Origin of the sequence: Negadavirga shengliensis, assembly GCF_042652345.1 — a bacterium.
Lineage (GTDB): Bacteria > Bacteroidota > Bacteroidia > Cytophagales > Cyclobacteriaceae > Negadavirga > Negadavirga shengliensis.
The window spans coordinates 1-18,423 of sequence record NZ_JBHSJJ010000013.1 but is presented as its reverse complement, the minus strand read 5'-3'; the positions used below and the strand labels follow the sequence as shown (position 1 = coordinate 18,423).

Here is an 18,423-nt window from a genome sequence, read left to right as displayed (position 1 = left end):
ATCCTAAAATGACATGACCATGAAAAATTTCAAGAACAAATATATAGGCCTCATTGGAGTGATGTTGGCCCTATCTTGTACCGATCTGGATGAGGAACTGCGTTCTGATCTTCCGGCTGACAAGGCCAGGGAGTTCTTGCTGGCCAATGTGGATTTCAATTCCCTGATGGAAACGGTGTACAGGGATTTTGATTCAAGGTATATCCAGCATGCGGGAAGCGTGTGGCTGTTGCAGGAAGTCAGCGCGGATGGGGCCATTGTGCCTTCCCGCCCCTCCGGCTGGGACAACGGCGGCGTTTACCGGCAACTGCATACCCATACCTGGCTGCCGGAAAATCCATACCTGCAATCCGTTTGGAGCGGCTTGAGCAAGGGGGTTTTTGATGCCACCAATGTCCTGTCTTTTAACCCGAGTCCTGAACTGGAAGCTGAGGCGCGGTTTCTAAGGGCCTTTTTTATGCACAGTATTCTGGACCTTTACGCAAAGGTGCCTTTTCGGGAACCTGGGGATAACCTGCTGGAGCCCTCCACGGTGCTGGAGGGCCAGGAGGCCATCGACTTTATCATCAGCGAAGTAGAACAGGCGTTGCCCCTGCTTTCCGCTACTGCCCCCGCCTACCGGGCCAATCAAAATGCGGCCAGGGGGCTGCTGGCCCGGCTTTATCTGAACAGAGGCGTGTATGCGAATCGTGAAAACCCCCAGTTTGCCAACGAGGATATGCAAAAAGTCATTCAGTATGCAGATGAAATTGAAGGCAAATCCCTGGGGTTTTACTGGGACAGCTTTGGTCCGGATAACAACCAGGCGTCTACCGAACTGCTGTTTACCGTAGAGGGAAACGCCGGTGTGCGGTCCCATTCCTTGTGGGTATGGTGGCACGCCATATTCCCAACGGAAATGACGCTGCCCAACGGAGGAGGCTGGAACGGGTTCTGCTCTACTCCCGAGCTGTATGATCTTTTCGAGGATGGTGATATAAGGAAATATTATGACCACCCCATCACTACGCCAAGGGGATACAATGCAGGGTTCCTTACCGGCCAGCAATATGGTCCCAATGGTCAGCCGCTTCCGGGGGTGGTTTTTACAAAAGAGGTGCCCACCATCATAGGCGCCACCCTCTGGCATGGATACCGGCCCGTCAAATATATACCCGATTACGACCATCCGGGTGCCGCGGGAAATGATGTGGTGCTGCTAAGGTATGCCGATGTGCTGCTGATGAAAGCCGAAGCATTGCTGAGATTGGGAAGGAGCGCTGAAGCCTTGGCCATTGTCAACGGGATCAGGGAAAACAGAAATGCCACGCCTCTGTCGGGCGTTGACCTTGACCTCTTACTTGATGAAAGAGGCAGGGAGCTTTACTGGGAAGGCCATAGGAGACAGGATATGGTCCGGCATGGGAAGTTTTTGGATGCCTGGCACCTTAAAGCGCCTTCATCTCCACAGTACCTGGTTTATCCCATACCTCCCGCCGATGTTCTTGCCAATCCCAATTTGGACCAAAATCCAGGTTTTTGATAGTTTGTTCATACAGCCTGGGAAACCAGGCTGTATGGGTTTTTGCACGGCGAAAACCGGAAAGTACAGGAGGGCAGCACCGGCAATACTCCGTAATTTATTTGCAAATTTAGCCTTCAACAAAGTTCTTTATCCAAGTAAATTTTGTTGGTGTCCATGTATAATGTCAAAAAAATGTTAAAATACCATAAAATCGTCTCTTCTACACTTATTTTGATCTTGTTTTCGGGCTTTTCTTTGGAGGCCACGGAGATTTGGGTCGCTCCTGAAGGCAAGGATTCCCATTCCGGCAGTAAAGCCGCTCCATTGGCCACTGTCGAAATGGCCTTGAGAAAAGCAAGGGAAATGCGAAGGTTAAACGATTCGTCTGTCCGTGAAGGGGTGAAGATCATGGTTGCCGAGGGAACCTATTTTTTTGACAGTCCGCTTTTGCTGAGACCCGAGGATTCCGGTACTTCATCAGGTCCCACCCTGATCCAAGCGGCCCCGGGAGCAAAGCCGGTATTTTCAGGCGGGGTAAAAATACAGGGCTGGAAAAAGAGCCGGGCCAACCTGCCCGGTGTTCCCAGGGCCGCGAGGGGTAATCTTTGGGAAGCACCCAGTCCCGTGGTGGGCGGAAGAAGGCTGGAATTCAGACAGCTTTGGGTAAACGGCCAAAAAGCGCAAAGGGCCTCCAATCTCAATGATGGGGAATTGGACAGGATACTGTCGGTGGACAAAGAGAAACAGGAAATGTGGATACCAACACCTGCTTTTAGGTTTGCCGATTTGGATGGGGTGGAATTTGTCATCCACCAATGGTGGGCGATTGCCAATTTGCGGGTAAAATCAATGGAGGAAGTTGGCGGGAAAACAAAAATCACTTTCCATCAGCCGGAGAGCCTGATCGAATTTGAGCATCCATGGCCTGCTCCTTTTATAGACAAAGACAATGAGTACAACGGCAACTCCGCTTTTTTTTTCGTGGGTGCTCCGGAACTTCTCAACCAACCCGGGGAATGGTATGCCGATCAGAAGAACGGCAAGCTTTATTACTGGCCCAGGGAGGGAGAAAATATGGAAGGTGTGGAAGTGATAGCTCCTAACCTGGAAACAGTAGTACAGGTAGCAGGACACCGGGATTTGCCGGTTAAGCATGTCGGGTTTGAAGGAATCGGCTTCAAACACAGCACTTGGCTGAGGCCTTCTCTGGCAGGACATGTGCCTTTGCAGGCCGGCTGGTATCTCTTGGATGCTTACAAATTGGCCGAACCGGGTACACCCGATAAGGAGTGGCTGGAAAACCAGGCATGGATAGACAGGCAACCGGCGATGGTTTCCGTCATCAATGCTTCTCATCTTGGTTTCGAAAGATGCCGCTTTACACATACGGCGGCTACCGGATTGGATTTGGTAGAAGGTGTTTCTCATACCCGCATCGTGGGAAATGTTTTTCAGGACATAGGTGGTACTGCCATCCAGGCCGGTTTTTTCGGAGGGCCCGATTTTGAAGCCCATCTTCCTTACGATCCCAGTGACAGGCGGGAGCTTGTCGGCCATGTCCACATCGCCAACAATCTGATAGAAGACGCCACCAACGAGGACTGGGGCTGTGTGGGAATCAGCATAGGCTATGCCCATGATGTGAATGTTGAGCACAATGAAGTTCGGGATGTGAACTATTCCGGCATTTGCGTAGGATGGGGCTGGACGCGTACCCTCAGTGCCGCCAAAAACAACAGGGTGCATGCCAATAAGATCCATCGCTTTGCCAAGCAGATGTACGATGTAGGCGGTATATATACCCTTTCCGCGCAGCCCAATATGGAAATTAGCGGAAACAGCATTTATGACCTGATGGATGCGCCTTATGCCCATATGCCACATCATCACCAATACATTTACCTGGATGAAGGTTCTTCCTATATCAGGATCGTGGACAATTGGACGGAGAGGGACAAGTTCTTTTCCAATAGGCCGGGTCCCGGTGTGCATTGGGAGAACAACGGCCCTGAAGTTTCTCAGGAGATCAAAGACAAAGCAGGCATACAGGAAGCCTATCGGGATATCCTCAACTAGTTTTTGAACCAATAAGGATTTTTAGAGGCATGAAGCAGACCAACTACCTATTGTTTGATTTTCTGGATTTTGATCCGACGGTTTCACCGGATAAAACCAAGAGGCGTTTGTGGAAAGCGGGTAGACCTATTGGCTTTGAGGAAAAGAACGGCGGGGTAATTATCCACCTCCCTTTCCAATGCCAGTTGCCTGGCAATGATTTGGCGCCCGACCCCGAAGTGGAAAGCGCAGTACAAACGCTTGAGATCAAGGCTTATGGTGAAAAGATTTTGAGGCTGACCCTTGATTTGGAGGGTTTTTCAGAGAAGGAATCCGCCATGTTGCAGGAAGATATTGAAAAGCAGTCCCTTCCTTTGATTGTGGAACAGCACCGGAATCATTGGTTGGTGAACGACGCGAACGGCAATATCCGGGCGAGGTTTGATTTCAAGCCAGCTTCTAAGGACCACTGGAGCGACCTGCTCCCCCCGCCTGAGGAATCACTGGAAGCTGTATTTTATCCGGACAGCAAAAAAGCTGTGCGTATCCACGCCTATGACCAGTTTTTTCCGGCCAGAAACGATGCCATGGCTTTGGCCTATATTGTTGAAGGGGAAGAAATTATCAGTTCTACGCTTTCCTTCCACGCCAAACCGGATGAAAAATTCGTGGGAACCGGAGAGCGCTTTGCCAAAATGGACCTTTCCGGCAAGACTGTCCAGCTCAAAAACCAGGACGGGCAAGGGGTCAACAACCGGAGAACCTACAAAAATGTCCCTTTCTATCTTTCCAGCGAAATGTACGGAACATTTCTGCATACCACTGCCTTTTCCAAATTGTCCCTGGCGGACCATTCCACCCGCTCTGTGCAGCTTTTGGCGGAGGAGCCGGGCATGGATTTGTTTCTAATAGGCGGGGATACACCCGAAGAAATACTCTATCATTACAGGGGACTCACCGGTTTCCCCAGTCTGCCGCCGTTGTGGAGTTTTGGGATCTGGATGAGCCGGATGACCTACTTTTCGGCCGTTGAAGTGGAGGAAATATGTGAAAGGCTGCGAAAAGAAGATTATCCATGTGATGTGATCCATTTGGATACGGGCTGGTTTCGTACGGACTGGCTGTGTGAATGGAAATTCAACGCGGAAAGATTCCCGGATCCGGTGGAGTTTGTAAAGAAATTAAGAAAGAAAGGTTTTCGGGTCAGTCTTTGGCAAATGCCCTACATCGCCGCGGAAGCCGAGCAACATGACCTGGCCAAAGAGAATAAATACATAGGCCGAGTGCAAACGACCCGGGAACAGGGGGGCTCCAACTTCAGCGCCCTGGATTACGCGGGCACCATAGATTTTACCAATCCCGAGGCCACGGCCTGGTACAAAAGCCTGTTGAGGGAGTTGCTGGAGATGGGCGTGGCCTGCATCAAAACCGACTTTGGAGAAGAGATCCATTTGGATGCGGAATACCACAGCATGGAACCAAGATACCTCAACAATATTTATGGTTTTCTCTATCAAAAGGCTGCTTTTGAAGTGACGAAGGAGGTGACCGGGGATGGCATCATCTGGGCCCGTGCGGGCTGGGCGGGGTGTCAAAGGTTTCCCCTGCATTGGGGAGGCGATGCGGCGGCCACCTGGGATGGCATGGCAGGGACCCTGAAAGGCGGGTTGCATCTGGGCCTTTCGGGATTCGGATTCTGGAGCCATGATGTCCCCGGTTTTCATGGTGTTCCTGACTTTATGAACACAGTGATTCCGGATGACCTTTATATGCGGTGGACGCAGTTCGGCGTGTTCACCTCTCATATTCGCTACCACGGCACTTCCAAGCGGGAACCTTACCACTACCCCAATATAGCAGCCCTGGTGAGAAGATGGTGGAAATTGAGGTATGCATTGATTCCTTATTTGCTGGAACAAAGCAAAAAAACCGTTACAACCGGCTATCCCGTCCTGAGGGCTTTGCTGATGCATCATCCCGATGATAAGATATGCTGGCACATCGATGATCAATATTACTTGGGGGACGATTTTCTGGTTGCCCCTGTCATGAACGCAGAAAACCGGAGGGACATCTACCTGCCCAAAGGGGAATGGGTCCACTTCTTTTCGGGGGAAACTTATAACGGTGGAAAATGGCTGAAACAGCATCACGAAGCATTGGGCGACATGCCCGTATGGATAAAACAGGGAGCGGAGCTGCCCCTTTATTTGGATGGGGTCAGTTGCACGGATGACATGGACATGAGCCAAACCCGGAAGGTAATGTTTGATCATGCGTTTGACGGAATTTGGAAACTATTGAACCTTGAAGCGAATGAATGATGGAGAATAAAAGGCTGAAACTCGGCATTTTGGGACTGGGAGAAGGCAGAAGTACCATTTCCGCCTCCCTGAACAGCCCAAAAATAGATTTAATACAGATATGTGATCAAAACGAAAGCCTGTGCAGGCAAAGGGCAAAGGAATTCGACTTTCCCCATTACACCACTTGCTATGAGGACATGCTTCATAATCCGGAGATTGACGCGATAGGCATTTACACGCCCGACAAATTGCATGCGGCGCATATCCGAATGGCCATGGAACATGATAAACACGTCGTCTGCACCAAACCCTTGTTGGACGATCTGAAAGAAGCTGCGGATTTATTGCAGCTTCAAAAACGAAAGGGTAAACGGTTGTTTGTAGGGCAGAGCAGCCGTTTTTTTGAGCCGATGAGAAGGCAGCGGGAAGATTTTGAGAGAGGTTTGATAGGGGAACTGGTGACCGTAGAGGCTTATTATCATGCCGACCACCGCTGGTTTCTGGAAAAACCCTGGGCTTTGGAACCTGCCTTCAAATGGTTGTTTGGAGGATTAAGCCACCCTGTCGATTTTATCAGATGGTACTTGCCGGAAATAGAGGAGGTAATGGGATACGGCATGTTGAGTCCCAATGGCCGTGCCGGAGGATTGAAAAACCAGGATACCATGCATTTTATCTATAAGTCCGTGGATGGCAGGGTGGCCAGGGTGTCGGGGGCTTATTCGAGTCCCGTGCAGCCAGCCATGCGGGATTCGGAGATGAGCTGTGTGCTGAGGGGGACCAGAGGTTGCAGCCAGGGAGATTACATGGAACTCCGCTATGCCATGACGGACAATAGGGGCGAAGAACAGGTGATTACCTGGGAGCATAAATCCAAGCATTATTTCCGCTTTGAAGGCAAGAGCCATCATGCCGGAGAATATAACAATTACCTGGAGCATTTCGCGGATAGCATAAGGGAAGGTTTCACCGCCTACCCTGACCTGAGAGAAGGCATCGGGACCATTGCCTTGCTGAAAACCATGGAGAAATCGCTTCATTCCGGGCGGCCCGAGAAAGTAAAAGAAACTATAAGGGAATATGGATTGACCGCGCTTTTGGACATACTATGAAAAACAGACCAAGGTTTGACCAAGGAAAGTACAGGAAGATGAGGTTAGAGGAATTGACATAAAACACACCGAAAAAAATGAAAAGCATCATAGCAGAAGAACAACTAGACCAATTCAGGGAAGAGGGTTTCTGTATTGTCAGAAACGTGATTCCCGGCGAATTAATCCAAAGGCTAAGAGAAGAATGCCACCGTTTTATGAGGGAAAAGGATGAAGAAATGGAGCGCAAGGGCGTGGAGGTGGATGAAATCAACCATAAGGGGAAGCGTTATTTTATAGCCTTGAGGTACAAGGACAGTGAGACCATGCAGGACTTGATTTTCAGCAAACAACTGGAGGAAATTACCCGCAAAATACTGGGAGAGAACGTTTATTTGTTTTTGGAACAGTTTGTGGTAAAAGCTGCCGACAAGGGCATGACCTTTTCCTGGCACCAGGATTCCGGATACCTGGATTTTGACCATAAGCCTTATCTTTCTGTCTGGTGCCCTTTGGACGATGTGACAGAGGAAAACGGGACCGTATATTTGCTTCCCTATAAGGAGGCCGGCACAAAAAAAAGGATAGAACATGTTTTGCAGGAAGGTACCAATGACAAAGTGGGCTATTTTGGAGATAATCCCGGCGTAGCTGCCATTATGAAGGCAGGTGATGTGGCCCTGTTCAGCAGCACCTGTTTTCACAGAAGCGGCTCTAACTTCACCAACCAGGCCAGAAGGGTATTGTTGATCCAATATTCTGCAGAGCCTATCATGAAAGGTGAGGAGCCACTTTATTGGGCAGATCCTTTTGTGGTGGATGGCAAGAGGGTAAAAGAAGTAGTGAATAGGGAAAAGTGAATGCGGGATTTCGATCGATTGCGTATCCCTTGGTCTCTGTTCCCCGTTTCCTGATTACTCAGTTAATAGTGAATAGGGAAAAGAGAATAGAAGTTTCCGGCCGATTCCCTGTTCCCTGTTCCCCGTTCCCTGAATACTGCGTGAATAGGAAAAAGTGAATGGGAGGATTTCGGCCGATTCCCTTTTCCCCGTTCCCTATTCCCGTTTTTCTGAATTCTGCGTAAATGGTGAATAGGGAAAAGTGAATAGAAGTTTCCGGCCGGTTCCCTATTCCCTGTTCCCCGTTCCCTGAATACTGCGTAAATAGGAAAAAGTGAATGGGAGGATTTCAACCGGTTCCCTGTTCCCCGTTCCCCATTTCCTGAATACTTTGTGAATAGGGAAAAGTGAATAGAAGTTTCCGGCCGGTTCCCTGTTCCCCATTCCCAAATTACTTACGAATAGCAAAATAGGCACAGTAAAAACAATAACAAAAAAACGAATGGAAATATACGAAACACTGCAAGCATGGGATTTTGTGGTGGTGGGTATTTATTTGATCGTGCTGATAGGCATAGGGTATTGGGCCAGTTTCAAGAAGAAAAGAAAGGCCGGTGAGAACCTCTTCCTGGCGGGAAATTCCCTGGGCTGGCCCAGTATAGGCCTCACCATGTGGGGGACCAATGTGGGGCCGTCCATGTTGCTCGCCTCTGCCAGCATCGGTTATACCACGGGGGTGGTGGCAGGCAATTTTGCCTGGTACGCCTTTATTTTCATTCTCCTGCTCGCTGTGGTTTTTGCCCCGCGGTACCTGGGGGCGAAGGTGCAGACTTTGCCAGAGTTTATGGGCAAACGCTTTGGGGACAGGACCAGAAATACCCTGGCCTGGTACACCATCGTGACCATCCTGATCAGCTGGCTTTCCCTTACCATGTTTGCAGGCGGGATTTTGATCCAGCAGATCCTGGGCCTGCCCATGTGGCTTTCGGTAATCCTGTTGATCATCATCGCCGCGTTTTTTACCATTGCCGGCGGCCTCAAGGCCATTGCCTATACCAACGTGTTCCAGATGATTCTGCTGATCGTGGTTTCATTGGTACTGGCCGTCACGGGACTGAACCGTGTGGGGGGCATCCCACCGATGTTGGCCCAGACGCCTGCCGAATACTGGAACCTGTTTTTGCCCCTGGATGACGCCAATTATCCCTGGATCGCGATTTTGTTGGGTTATCCCGTAATGGGGGTGTGGTTTTGGTGCACGGACCAGTCCATGGTGCAGTCGGTTTTGGGTGCCAAAAACCTGAAACAAGGCCAGCTCGGCGCCAACTTCACAGGCTGGCTGAAAATTCTGGACGTACCCTTGTTTATCATTCCGGGGGTCCTCTGTTTTATCCTTTTTCCTGAATTGGAAAACCCGGACCATGCCTATATGACCATGGTTACCCACCTTTTTCCCGTGGGTATGACCGGGCTGGTGATGGCCGTGTTGATCGCGGCATTGGTCAGCACCATAGATTCCGCACTAAACGCCCTGAGCACGGTGTTTACCATAGACATTTACGTGAAGAAATTCAGGCCTGAAGCCAGCCAAAAACAGGTGGTGAGGGTGGGGAGAATTGTCACCGTGGCGGGAGCTGTTTTGGCCATTTTCATTACCCTGGCCATCGACAGCATCCGGGGCCTGAATCTTTTTGACGTGTTCCAATCGGTGCTCGGCTTCATCGCCCCGCCCATGTCTGTGGTGTTTTTGTTTGGCGTATTGTGGAAGAAAGCCAGCAGCCGCGCAGCCAATATCATCCTGACCTACGGCACCGCCCTGAGCCTGGGAACGGGCATCATGTACCTGTGGGTGTTGCCCAATGAGGTTTACGGATTCTGGCCCCACTTTCTGCTGCTGTCCTTTTACCTGTTTGTGGCGCTTTCGGGGATTTTGGTAGGGGTCTCCTTTGTAGATCATAAGAAAGGAGAGGGAAGCAAGTCCGTGCTGGACTTCGGCATATTACCGCCTGTTTCCAGGCAGGTGAAGTACTTGTGGGGAGTGCTGGTAGTGGTGATGGTGGTCTTGTACCTGGTTTTCAACGGGCACGGGTAAAGGGGAAGTTGATTTGTGGAAAAGCGGTGGCGTTAGTTTTTTGTCCACGCCTGCCCCGGACCCTGTCAAAGGGATTCGGGAGATTTCACGGATTGACACGGATTATTTTAGGATTATGCCAAGTTCTTATCTTTAGCTTTCGTTTTCATCTCTCATTTTGAGATAGTTTAGCGGAGTCATTACGGCAATTTCCGAGTTTTTATAGTCCTTTACATTTCTGGTGATGATAGCATCTATTCCTTCGATGGTCAGTGCAGAAGCATGTTGGACGGAATCTTCATAGTCCGCAAATTCACTTTTAAGGGCTTGAATGATTTCTTTTTGCGTTGTTCCAACTATTTCTGTCATATTTGTCAATTCTTCAATCACATCGAGCGTCTTTCTATGTCCTAAAAATTTTCTCACAATGTAGTAGATATTGTTTATGCTTACTGCAGATAAATATAATATTACATCCCCCTTTTCACTGAGTTCGAATAGTTCGCTTGCAGGATTAACGTGTGGTTTTCTGTCCGTAAAAAAATCAATGACCACGTCTGAATCAATAAACAATTTAGATGTCATATTTTTTTGATAACTCTTCTGTCAGTATTTCTTTGTAATCAATTTCTTCGTTGGCCTTAATTATCCCTCTTAATCTTCTTACTCTTGGAGAAAGCGCTTTAGGTTTGATTTGTTTTCTGTCAGCAGTAATCATTTTAAAGTAATTTTCCACCATTTCGGAGAGGCTTTGTCCCTTCTCCCTGGCATATTCCTTAGCGATCCGAATGACTTCTTCTTCAATCGTCAATGTCAACTTAGTATTCATGCGTCTTTTTTGATAAAAATACGTGTTAATATTTAAATTTGCAACACGTGTTTTTTTCCAGAATTAGAAACCGTTATCCTACTGGGTATCGATTGCATCTACATCCCTGGAATTTCTCTGAAAACAAAGCGTAGGTATTTGTAATGCCGGTTCTTTTTCCCGATTGTCACATAGGAGTTATAATTTTATAGGATAGGAGTGTTGAGTCACAGACCTACACCCAGTGGGTAAAAAGCCGGAATGCAAAAAGAAATAAATAATTCGTGCAACATGTCCGCCGTGTGGCGGATTCGTGGCTTTTGTCTAGGCAGGTAGGTGCAGGAAGAAAAAAACATAAAAATCCCCCAGATTTAACGGTTTCTAAAGCCGCGTGTCGGATGGTGGGTAAAACCGCTGCGATAAAGTAGGTCGAAGATCATCCTTAAGGGATGAAAATCCAGCCCCCGGCAGGAATTAAGCAGTACAACAGAGCGCTATCGATTGATGGAAAAAAACAAAATCAAACAATACAGCTACTATAAAGACTACGATGCACCCCTATTATGTACCATTCCAAACGCGGCAGGCGCCGAGTCGTTTGACTGGATCGATCCGCTGATCGATCACCCGCTGTCAATCGTGGATGGCCATGCGGTTCCGCATGAGCGTCCGGGTTGGGGATTTATGTTCAAAGACGCAGTTTTGGAAGAGATTTAAATACATAAATAATAGAATGACCAGAACAAAATTGACACAGAATGTTCTTAACAGTACGCTGAGTGCGCTATTGATGCTTTGGGTATTGCCCATGACGGAAGCTTTTTCACAGGAAACCGAAACCATCATCCAATACCTGTCGGGCACAGGTTACCAAGACACCAAAGAATGGGAATTCATGGTTACCGGCGGCCGGAACAGCGGGGAATGGACCACCATCAATGTGCCTTCCGTGTGGGAGCAGGAAGGCTTTGGAAAATACCAATACGGCATCAGGTTTTATGGCAAGCCCCACCCTGAGGGCATAGCGGACGAGACAGGGCATTACAAATACCGGTTTGAGGTACCCAAAGATTGGGAAAACCGCAAGATAAGGATAGTTTTTGACGGGTCCATGACCGACACCGAGGTACGCATCAATGGCAGGTCAGCCGGATCCAAACACCAGGGGGCTTTTTACAGGTTTCATTATGACGTCACCGAAATCGTCAAGTTTGGCGAGGAAAACCTGCTTGAGGTCACCGTAAGCAAGGAGTCTTCCAATGCCAGTGTGAACCTGGCCGAGCGGCGTGCGGACTACTGGAATTTTGGAGGAATATTCCGACCGGTGTTTTTGGAGGCCGTGCCGGCAAAGTTTATTGAGCGGACGGCCATAGACGCCAAGGCTGACGGCAGCTTTTTGGCGGAGGTTTATCTGGGTGATGGAATACCCAATTCCCTCACGGTAAAAGCCCAGGTTACAGACCCCGAAGGAAAGACCGTGGGCAGTGTGATCGAAGAGAAGATTGGATCGGGCAGTGACAAAACCGTACTGAAGGCCAGTTTTCCACAAATAAAAATCTGGACAGCGGAAACGCCCAACCTGTACCATATCCGTTTTTCCCTTTTTGAAGGAGACAGGCTGTTGCACACCATTGATGACCGCTTTGGTTTCCGCACCATGGAAGTGAGGGAAAAGGACGGGATTTACATCAACGGCCAGCGGGTCATCCTCAAAGGGGTGAACAAACACAGTTTTTGGCCCGAATCCGGCCGCACACTCAACAAGGAGCTAAACTACAACGCCGCCAAGCTGATCAAGGAAATGAACATGAATGCCGTCCGGCTTTCTCATTACCCTTCCGATCCCGAATTTTTGGATGCCTGTGATGAATTGGGCCTCTATGTGCTGCACGAACTGGGTGGATGGCATGGTCACTATGATGAGGAAGTGGGCAGGAACCTGGTCAAGTCCCTTGTCACCCGGGACGTTAACCACCCCAGTGTTATCTTTTGGGACAACGGTAATGAGGGAGGATGGAACCCTGCATTGGATGATGAATTTGGAAGATGGGATCCGCAGGACAGGCCTGTCCTGCATCCCCAGCAGATGAAAAGCGGCATAGAAACCATGCATTACCGTTCCTATGGGGAAACGCAGGAATACCTGCGGGGGGACTATATTTATATGCCAACGGAATTTTTGCATGGTTTGTACGACGGCGGCCATGGAGCCGGATTACATGACTACTGGGAACTGATGCGGAAACATCCCCGGATAGGCGGAGGGTTTCTTTGGGTGTTTGCCGACGAGGGCATCGCGCGTACCGATCAGGACGGCAGGATAGACAACCAGGGCAACTACGCAGCGGACGGAATAGTCGGCCCCCATCATGAAAAAGAAGGGAGCTTTTATACCGTTAAAGAAGTCTGGTCACCGGTGATGCTGCTGGGTCCCGGTAAACTTCCCCTGGATTTTGACGGCACCATCAAAGTGGAAAACCGGTTTGATGTCACCAACCTGAACCAATGCGTGTTTGAATGGTCTCTTACCTCTTTTGGAGGTCCCTTAGACCAAGCTGGCTCAAAAACCATCAAAGAAGGCCGTTTCAGCGGACCTGATGTGCCGGCGCATGGAGCGGGAGAAATAAAAGTTGCTTTACCGTCCAACTGGCAGGATGCGGATGTGCTGCATGTCGGAGTCAGTGACCCGGAAGGCCGTGAACTTTGGACCTGGTCTTATACTTGGGAAAAAGACAGCGCATTTCTCAGTGCCGGAAAAGGGGAACCGGAGTTTTCCGAGACCGACGGCTTTTTTGCCGTCAAGGCTGGTGATCTGGAACTGCAGATTGACAAAACAAACGGGCAACTTAAAACTTTGAAAGAATCGGGAAAGCCAATGGCCTTTAGGGGTGGTCCCAGGTTTGTTGTTGCCAGAAGGGGTGACAGGACATTGGATGGTACCGTGGATCCTGAGGCGGACAAAGGCATAGACCGGGTGTATAAGGAAATTGAGTACAAACAGTATCTGGAGGAAATTTCCATCCAAAAGCAGGATGGTAAGGTAGCAGTGAAGGCCAGGTATTTTGGTCCGTTAAGCGAAGTGGTCTGGACGGTTCACCCCGGGGGACTGCTACAGTTGGGCTATACCTATCAATACGACGGCGTGGTGGAATTGGCCGGTGTGGATTTTGACTACCCGGAAGAGGAAATGGAGGCGATCAGGTGGTTGGGCAAGGGCCCTTACAGGGTATGGCAAAACAGGTTGCACGGCACCCGGCTCGGGATTTGGGAAAATGATTACAACGACCCGATTCCAGGGGAGACCTTTATTTATCCCGAATTCAAGGGATATTTTGACGGTTGGCAATGGGCTTCTTTTCAAACCAAGGAAGGCACCATTCATATCGCCAATGAAAAACCGGACACTTACCTGGGCGTCTATACTCCTCGGGATGGCCGGGATAAGTTGCTTTATACGCTGCCAAAAACGGGTATAGGGGTTTTTGACGTGATCCCTGCCGTACGGAACAAGGTGAATGCCACCGACCTCGTGGGTCCTTCCTCCCGCCCCCGATGGATCAGCGGGCCCACTTCCCATACTTTGTATTTTAAATTTGAAGCGAAATAAACATGGTCAGAAACTGTAACGACGGGACCTCCAGCGAACCCTATTTGAGGATAGACATGAACTACGGAGGCTGCAACGGCCTCCCGGATTTTTCCAGAGGCCCGCTAGGAGACGATTGGGAAAAACACCAGGCCATCAAAGCGGCCGGATTTGAAGGCATACAGGACGGCCATCCGGAGTACTGTGAAAAGCTGGGACTGAAGCTCACCGCTCATGCGAGGGTCAACACGAAGGGCGAACTGAAGGATTTATTGCCAGTATGGAAAGGAAAAGGGTATGATTGTGCCACGCTGCATGTAGGCTGGGGCATGGAAAGTGACAACGAAGTGGATGAGCTGGTGGATTACATCAGTGGTGAATCTGTCGCTCATGACTTTCCCATTTACATAGAAACCCACCGGGCCACCATCACCCAGGATATGTGGCGGACAGTGGAGTTGGTCAAAAGATTTCCCGGGATCCGCTTCAACGGGGATTTTTCCCATTGGTATACAGGTCAGGAAATGGTGTATGGCGGTATCGAAAACAAGTGGGCGTTTATTGCCCCGGTTTTCGAAAGGGTGCGTTTTATCCACGCCCGTATCGGCAACCCGGGCTGCATCCAGTTGGATATAGGGGACGGAAATGGAAGAACCTACGTGGACCATTTCAAGGAGATGTGGATACGCTCTTTTCAGGGTTTTTTGGATGCGGCCAAACCGGGTGACTTTATATGTTTTGCGGTGGAGTTGTTGCAGGCGGATATATATTATGCCAGGACCTTTAAGGATGCAACAGGAGAAGTAAAAGAAGAAGGCGATCGTTGGGAACAGGCGCTCTTATACAAGGAGCTTGCCGGAGAATGCTGGGAGGAGGCAAAGAGAAGAAGGAGAAGCCAGTGACAGTGATCGCTGTTTGCCCCATTTCTAAAAGTTAATATCAGGAATCGATAACTAAATACAGTTGGGTTATTTTGGGATAATAGAGGCTATTCATCTTTTACCACCGTGAGCAGGGCATCGTATCTTTTTCGGCCTTAACCCTATCGGCCGTGCCTACGGCACTTTGGGTTTTCCGGGTTGATTTTCCATCCCGGGAATTTATTCCCGCGTTACAACATCATCCGCTCCTACCGGAGCTGTTTTTGATACCTGGCCGCTTTCTGATCCACATGATGTTGCTGCAAAAGGTACGGTGGCATTATTTAACTTTAGTTTCAACGCATGGGAAAAACCGGTTTACCCTTTGGGCTACTCCTACAGGCCGAGACAACATCATATAACCTTGGGTTTTAAATACGGGAACCATGAGTTATCATCTCAACCGCTCCTAACGGAACTGTTTTTGATCAGTGAATGCTTATTTGACTCTCCACAATGCGGAGGTCCCTAACACAAATAAGGCCGCAGGCAGGGCATTTAATTTAATCCCGCCAGACCTCTTCCCAAAATGCCGGAGGCATGGTCCCCCCCAGAAATGCCGTAGGCATGGCACATCCTGTAATCCTGGGTTTCAACCCAAGGAAAGAGAGAAAACCCTAACCCTCCCAAAAAATGCCGTAGGCATGGCCGATAAAAACCTGCCCAAAACAAAAAAGCACCTTTCTCCCCAGAAATGCCGTAGGCATGACACGTCATGTAACCTTGGGTTTCAACCCAAGGAAAGAGAGAAAACCCTAACCCTCCCAAAAAATACCGTAGGCATGGCCGATAAAAACCTGCCCAACCACAAAATCCACCCCACAGACCACAGCTACCTACCCTACCTCCCGGCAGTCATCCCACCCGCCTGACATCCCACATAGCCTTTCCAACTGAATGGCGGATTTGGGTAAAGCTAAAATGCCTTTACCACCCCCCAACTGAAACCAAGGACACTGTAGTCATAGTCAGCCGAGGTGTACAGGTTGGTGATGTAGCGGGTGTATTCCGCTGAAAACTGGATACCCAGGTTTTTTCCCGCCTTGTATTCTGTTCCGGCGGCTACTCTTCCACTCAGCGCATAGTTGCGTGCAATGATTGGCCAAGTGTCGGCCCATATTGTGTGCTGCTTTTCAAGGACGATTTGATTCACCAGACCTCCTTCACCAAAAAGTGAGAACTTGGACCGAGTAAAATAATATCTCCCGGTTAGTGGGATCTCCAATGACCGAAGTTTGACAGTTTCGTATGGAATCCTGAAGGTGTCAATTAATAGGGCTTGGGGTAACGACGTGCATAAATAACAGAAAGGTTCTATAGTAAAATCTCTATTTGAATAAGCCAGGCCTGAGTTCAGACTGAATCTCTCCTTTACAAAATATTCCATGCTGATCCCTGTAGTGAAGTTAAATTGATTGAAGTCCCTATGGTATCCTATCCCCTCTTGTATATATATTCGGTCAGAACCCCTGGGCTGGTCCTGGACATAGAATATCCCTAGACGGATTGATTGGTTGGAGAGGATCAGTTCGGGATGGCTTTGACTATGGGCGGCGCCACCGCACAGAAGGTAAAAAAGAAGGATCAGCAGTTTGGGGTTAGTTTGGGTATAGTTTTTCATTACGCTAAAGGTTAGTTTATAACCTGTACGGAAAATTTGGGAGAAATGACACAAGTGGATTGCCGGCAGCGGTGAGTTTTGTGGCGGATCTTCTTTTTTGTGGTTATGGCCGAGATTGTTTTTCTGTGTAAAGTCATGGGCTGGAGACGACAACTTTTTTGACTTTGAACCTATCGGCCGTGCCTATGGCACTTTGGCTGCTATCGATGACCCTTGATCACAGGAATGAATTCCTGGATTACAACATCGGCCGCTCCTAACGGAGCTTTTTTTGGTTAATGAATGCTTATTTGACTCTCCACAATGCGGAGGTCCCTAACACAAATAAGGCCGCAGGCAGGGCACTTAATTTAATCCCGCCAGCCCACTCCCAAAATGCCGGAGGCATGGTCTCCCCCCAGAAATGCCGTAGGCATGGCACATCCTGTAACCTTGGGTTTCAACCCAAGGAAAGAGAGAAAACCCTAACCCTCCGCAAAATGCCGTAGGCATGAACGATAAAAAACCTGTCCAAATCACAAAATCCATCCTACAGACCACAGCTACCTTACTTACCGGAAGGTTCGCCTCCCGCCGGACAGCAGTCACAGTCTTCCCAATGGATGTTGGGAAAACTACTTCGGTTTATGGCAACCAGGCATTTGTGCGAAAACAGACCTAAAGACAAAACGAATTTTCATAGACCTATCCTCAAGACTCCCTCAAATAAAGCATCTTTCTACCTTAGCAATTGGTGTCAATTTTCGGGATATTTAAAAGATACCTTAACTACCTTTATATTGATCCATTCAATTGATAAAATGGAAAACACCCGTCAAATCAAATCATCGAATAAGTATTTTTCGTCGAACTCGATTCCAAAGCGCTCCAATAACTTCAAATATTCTTCTTTGAATGTTTGTTTGTGGTGTCGCTTTTCCTGGTTTTGGATGTACCTGTACACATATTCTAGATGGGATCTGCTATAGGAAAAGCCTCCATAACCCTTTTGCCACTCAAAGCGACTGGGGCACAAGCCCTTTTCATTTATCCACTTTGAAGATTTCGATTTGGCACTTTTTATAATATCCGAAACACTTAATGCCGGATTCAGACCGAAGAAACAGTGAACATGGTCATGTACACCGTTAACGATTATGGTTTTACAACCGGTTTCATTGATCAGGTTCCCGATTACCGCCATTAGCTTTGGACGCCAGGATTTCTCTATTGTCGCTTTACGGTACTTTACCGCAAATACAGTTTGGATGTAAATTTGATGATAGGTATTTGCCATATTTTTTAAAAGTTGAGATCAAAAATTTTATACTGCCGGCTTCAAAAGAAAAACAGTTGGATTTATAAATATAGTTGGGTTTTTGGATATTGTAAAGGATACACCTCTTTTTTCACCATGCGCAGGACGCCATGTCTTTTCGGCTTAACCTATCGGCCGTGCCTACGGCACTTTTGGTTTTCCGGTTGATTTTCCATCCCGGGAATTTATTCCCGGGTTCTCGACTTTGGCTATTTACTAGACATAAAATAAAAAGAGGCTGCAATTTGGAATTGTGGTCTTTTTTATTGATTTTTATATCTAGTTATATGACTAGATATGGGATATCCGACTAAAATCCAGCTCA

General features: G+C 48.5%; 15 protein-coding genes. 11 read left to right on the top strand and 4 right to left on the bottom strand.

All coding sequences use genetic code 11. The features are described 5' to 3' along the window. Positions 1-19 precede the first annotated feature (19 nt). The 6 genes from ACFPFU_RS18980 to ACFPFU_RS18955 all read left to right on the top strand — a co-directional run bounded on the left by ACFPFU_RS18980 (position 20) and on the right by ACFPFU_RS18955 (position 9,887). Positions 20-1,522, top strand: a complete 1,503-nt coding sequence (locus ACFPFU_RS18980; RefSeq protein ID WP_377067018.1) for a RagB/SusD family nutrient uptake outer membrane protein — start codon at positions 20-22, stop codon at positions 1,520-1,522. Between the two features lie 174 nt (positions 1,523-1,696). Next, entirely contained in the window at positions 1,697-3,580 is a 1,884-nt protein-coding gene (locus ACFPFU_RS18975; RefSeq protein ID WP_377067016.1) for a right-handed parallel beta-helix repeat-containing protein, read from the top strand. A gap of 29 nt (positions 3,581-3,609) precedes the next feature. Continuing rightward, positions 3,610-5,883: a glycoside hydrolase family 31 protein gene (locus ACFPFU_RS18970; protein WP_377067014.1), complete on the top strand. Its 2,274-nt coding sequence runs from the start codon at positions 3,610-3,612 to the stop codon at positions 5,881-5,883. Beyond that, positions 5,880-6,977 (top strand): Gfo/Idh/MocA family protein, encoded by a 1,098-nt coding sequence (locus ACFPFU_RS18965; RefSeq protein WP_377067012.1) that lies wholly within the window; start codon positions 5,880-5,882, stop codon positions 6,975-6,977. Before ACFPFU_RS18970 ends, ACFPFU_RS18965 begins: the two co-directional genes overlap by 4 nt. 77 nt (positions 6,978-7,054) lie before the next feature. After that, entirely contained in the window at positions 7,055-7,816 is a 762-nt protein-coding gene (locus ACFPFU_RS18960; protein WP_377067010.1) for a phytanoyl-CoA dioxygenase family protein, read from the top strand. Between the two features lie 481 nt (positions 7,817-8,297). Beyond that, complete coding sequence (locus tag ACFPFU_RS18955) at positions 8,298-9,887, top strand: sodium:solute symporter (RefSeq protein WP_377067008.1); 1,590 nt, start codon at positions 8,298-8,300, stop codon at positions 9,885-9,887. A 132-nt stretch (positions 9,888-10,019) separates the two neighbouring features. Here the strand turns inward: ACFPFU_RS18955 and ACFPFU_RS18950 are convergent, their stop codons facing one another. Both ACFPFU_RS18950 and ACFPFU_RS18945 read right to left on the bottom strand, forming a co-directional pair. Then, on the bottom strand, positions 10,020-10,451 hold the full coding sequence (locus ACFPFU_RS18950) for a PIN domain-containing protein (RefSeq protein ID WP_377067006.1): 432 nt from the start codon (positions 10,449-10,451) through the stop codon (positions 10,020-10,022). Further along, positions 10,441-10,695, bottom strand: a complete 255-nt coding sequence (locus ACFPFU_RS18945; protein WP_377067004.1) for a DUF6364 family protein — start codon at positions 10,693-10,695, stop codon at positions 10,441-10,443. The genes ACFPFU_RS18950 and ACFPFU_RS18945 overlap by 11 nt, the downstream gene beginning before the upstream one ends. Before the next feature lie 483 nt (positions 10,696-11,178). Between ACFPFU_RS18945 and ACFPFU_RS18940 the strand changes: the two genes are divergently transcribed. From ACFPFU_RS18940 to ACFPFU_RS18925, 4 genes are all read left to right on the top strand, one after another. Further along, positions 11,179-11,391: a hypothetical protein gene (locus ACFPFU_RS18940; RefSeq protein ID WP_377067002.1), complete on the top strand. Its 213-nt coding sequence runs from the start codon at positions 11,179-11,181 to the stop codon at positions 11,389-11,391. A 16-nt stretch (positions 11,392-11,407) separates the two neighbouring features. Beyond that, entirely contained in the window at positions 11,408-14,281 is a 2,874-nt protein-coding gene (locus ACFPFU_RS18935) for a glycoside hydrolase family 2 TIM barrel-domain containing protein (RefSeq protein WP_377067000.1), read from the top strand. A gap of 2 nt (positions 14,282-14,283) precedes the next feature. Then, positions 14,284-15,162 (top strand): hypothetical protein, encoded by an 879-nt coding sequence (locus ACFPFU_RS18930; protein ID WP_377066998.1) that lies wholly within the window; start codon positions 14,284-14,286, stop codon positions 15,160-15,162. A 662-nt stretch (positions 15,163-15,824) separates the two neighbouring features. Continuing rightward, entirely contained in the window at positions 15,825-16,052 is a 228-nt protein-coding gene (locus ACFPFU_RS18925; protein ID WP_377066996.1) for a hypothetical protein, read from the top strand. A gap of 44 nt (positions 16,053-16,096) precedes the next feature. Here the strand turns inward: ACFPFU_RS18925 and ACFPFU_RS18920 are convergent, their stop codons facing one another. Then, the gene (locus ACFPFU_RS18920; protein WP_377066994.1) at positions 16,097-16,801 is read right to left on the bottom strand and encodes an outer membrane beta-barrel protein; all 705 of its coding nucleotides are present in this window, start codon (positions 16,799-16,801) and stop codon (positions 16,097-16,099) included. A 490-nt stretch (positions 16,802-17,291) separates the two neighbouring features. On the opposite strand from ACFPFU_RS18920, the gene ACFPFU_RS18915 reads away from it, so the two are divergent. Further along, positions 17,292-17,462 carry a hypothetical protein gene (locus tag ACFPFU_RS18915; protein ID WP_377066992.1) on the top strand — a complete coding sequence of 57 codons (171 nt, stop codon included), beginning with the start codon at positions 17,292-17,294 and terminating at the stop codon, positions 17,460-17,462. A 153-nt stretch (positions 17,463-17,615) separates the two neighbouring features. On the opposite strand, the gene tnpA is transcribed toward ACFPFU_RS18915, so the two are convergent. Continuing rightward, positions 17,616-18,077, bottom strand: a complete 462-nt coding sequence (gene tnpA, locus ACFPFU_RS18910) for an IS200/IS605 family transposase (RefSeq protein WP_377066990.1) — start codon at positions 18,075-18,077, stop codon at positions 17,616-17,618. Between the last annotated feature and the right edge of the window lie 346 nt (positions 18,078-18,423).

Coding starts and splice junctions, on each gene's coding strand:
- ACFPFU_RS18935 (WP_377067000.1), top strand. CDS start 11,408: ATGACCAGAACAAAATTGACACAGAATGTTCTTAACAGTACGCTGAGT.
- ACFPFU_RS18980 (WP_377067018.1), top strand. CDS start 20: ATGAAAAATTTCAAGAACAAATATATAGGCCTCATTGGAGTGATGTTG.
- ACFPFU_RS18925 (WP_377066996.1), top strand. CDS start 15,825: ATGGCCGATAAAAACCTGCCCAAAACAAAAAAGCACCTTTCTCCCCAG.
- ACFPFU_RS18970 (WP_377067014.1), top strand. CDS start 3,610: ATGAAGCAGACCAACTACCTATTGTTTGATTTTCTGGATTTTGATCCG.
- ACFPFU_RS18920 (WP_377066994.1), bottom strand. CDS start 16,801: ATGAAAAACTATACCCAAACTAACCCCAAACTGCTGATCCTTCTTTTT.
- ACFPFU_RS18940 (WP_377067002.1), top strand. CDS start 11,179: ATGGAAAAAAACAAAATCAAACAATACAGCTACTATAAAGACTACGAT.
- ACFPFU_RS18945 (WP_377067004.1), bottom strand. CDS start 10,695: ATGAATACTAAGTTGACATTGACGATTGAAGAAGAAGTCATTCGGATC.
- ACFPFU_RS18930 (WP_377066998.1), top strand. CDS start 14,284: ATGGTCAGAAACTGTAACGACGGGACCTCCAGCGAACCCTATTTGAGG.
- ACFPFU_RS18960 (WP_377067010.1), top strand. CDS start 7,055: ATGAAAAGCATCATAGCAGAAGAACAACTAGACCAATTCAGGGAAGAG.
- ACFPFU_RS18915 (WP_377066992.1), top strand. CDS start 17,292: ATGAACGATAAAAAACCTGTCCAAATCACAAAATCCATCCTACAGACC.
- ACFPFU_RS18950 (WP_377067006.1), bottom strand. CDS start 10,451: ATGACATCTAAATTGTTTATTGATTCAGACGTGGTCATTGATTTTTTT.
- ACFPFU_RS18975 (WP_377067016.1), top strand. CDS start 1,697: ATGTTAAAATACCATAAAATCGTCTCTTCTACACTTATTTTGATCTTG.
- ACFPFU_RS18965 (WP_377067012.1), top strand. CDS start 5,880: ATGATGGAGAATAAAAGGCTGAAACTCGGCATTTTGGGACTGGGAGAA.
- tnpA (WP_377066990.1), bottom strand. CDS start 18,077: ATGGCAAATACCTATCATCAAATTTACATCCAAACTGTATTTGCGGTA.
- ACFPFU_RS18955 (WP_377067008.1), top strand. CDS start 8,298: ATGGAAATATACGAAACACTGCAAGCATGGGATTTTGTGGTGGTGGGT.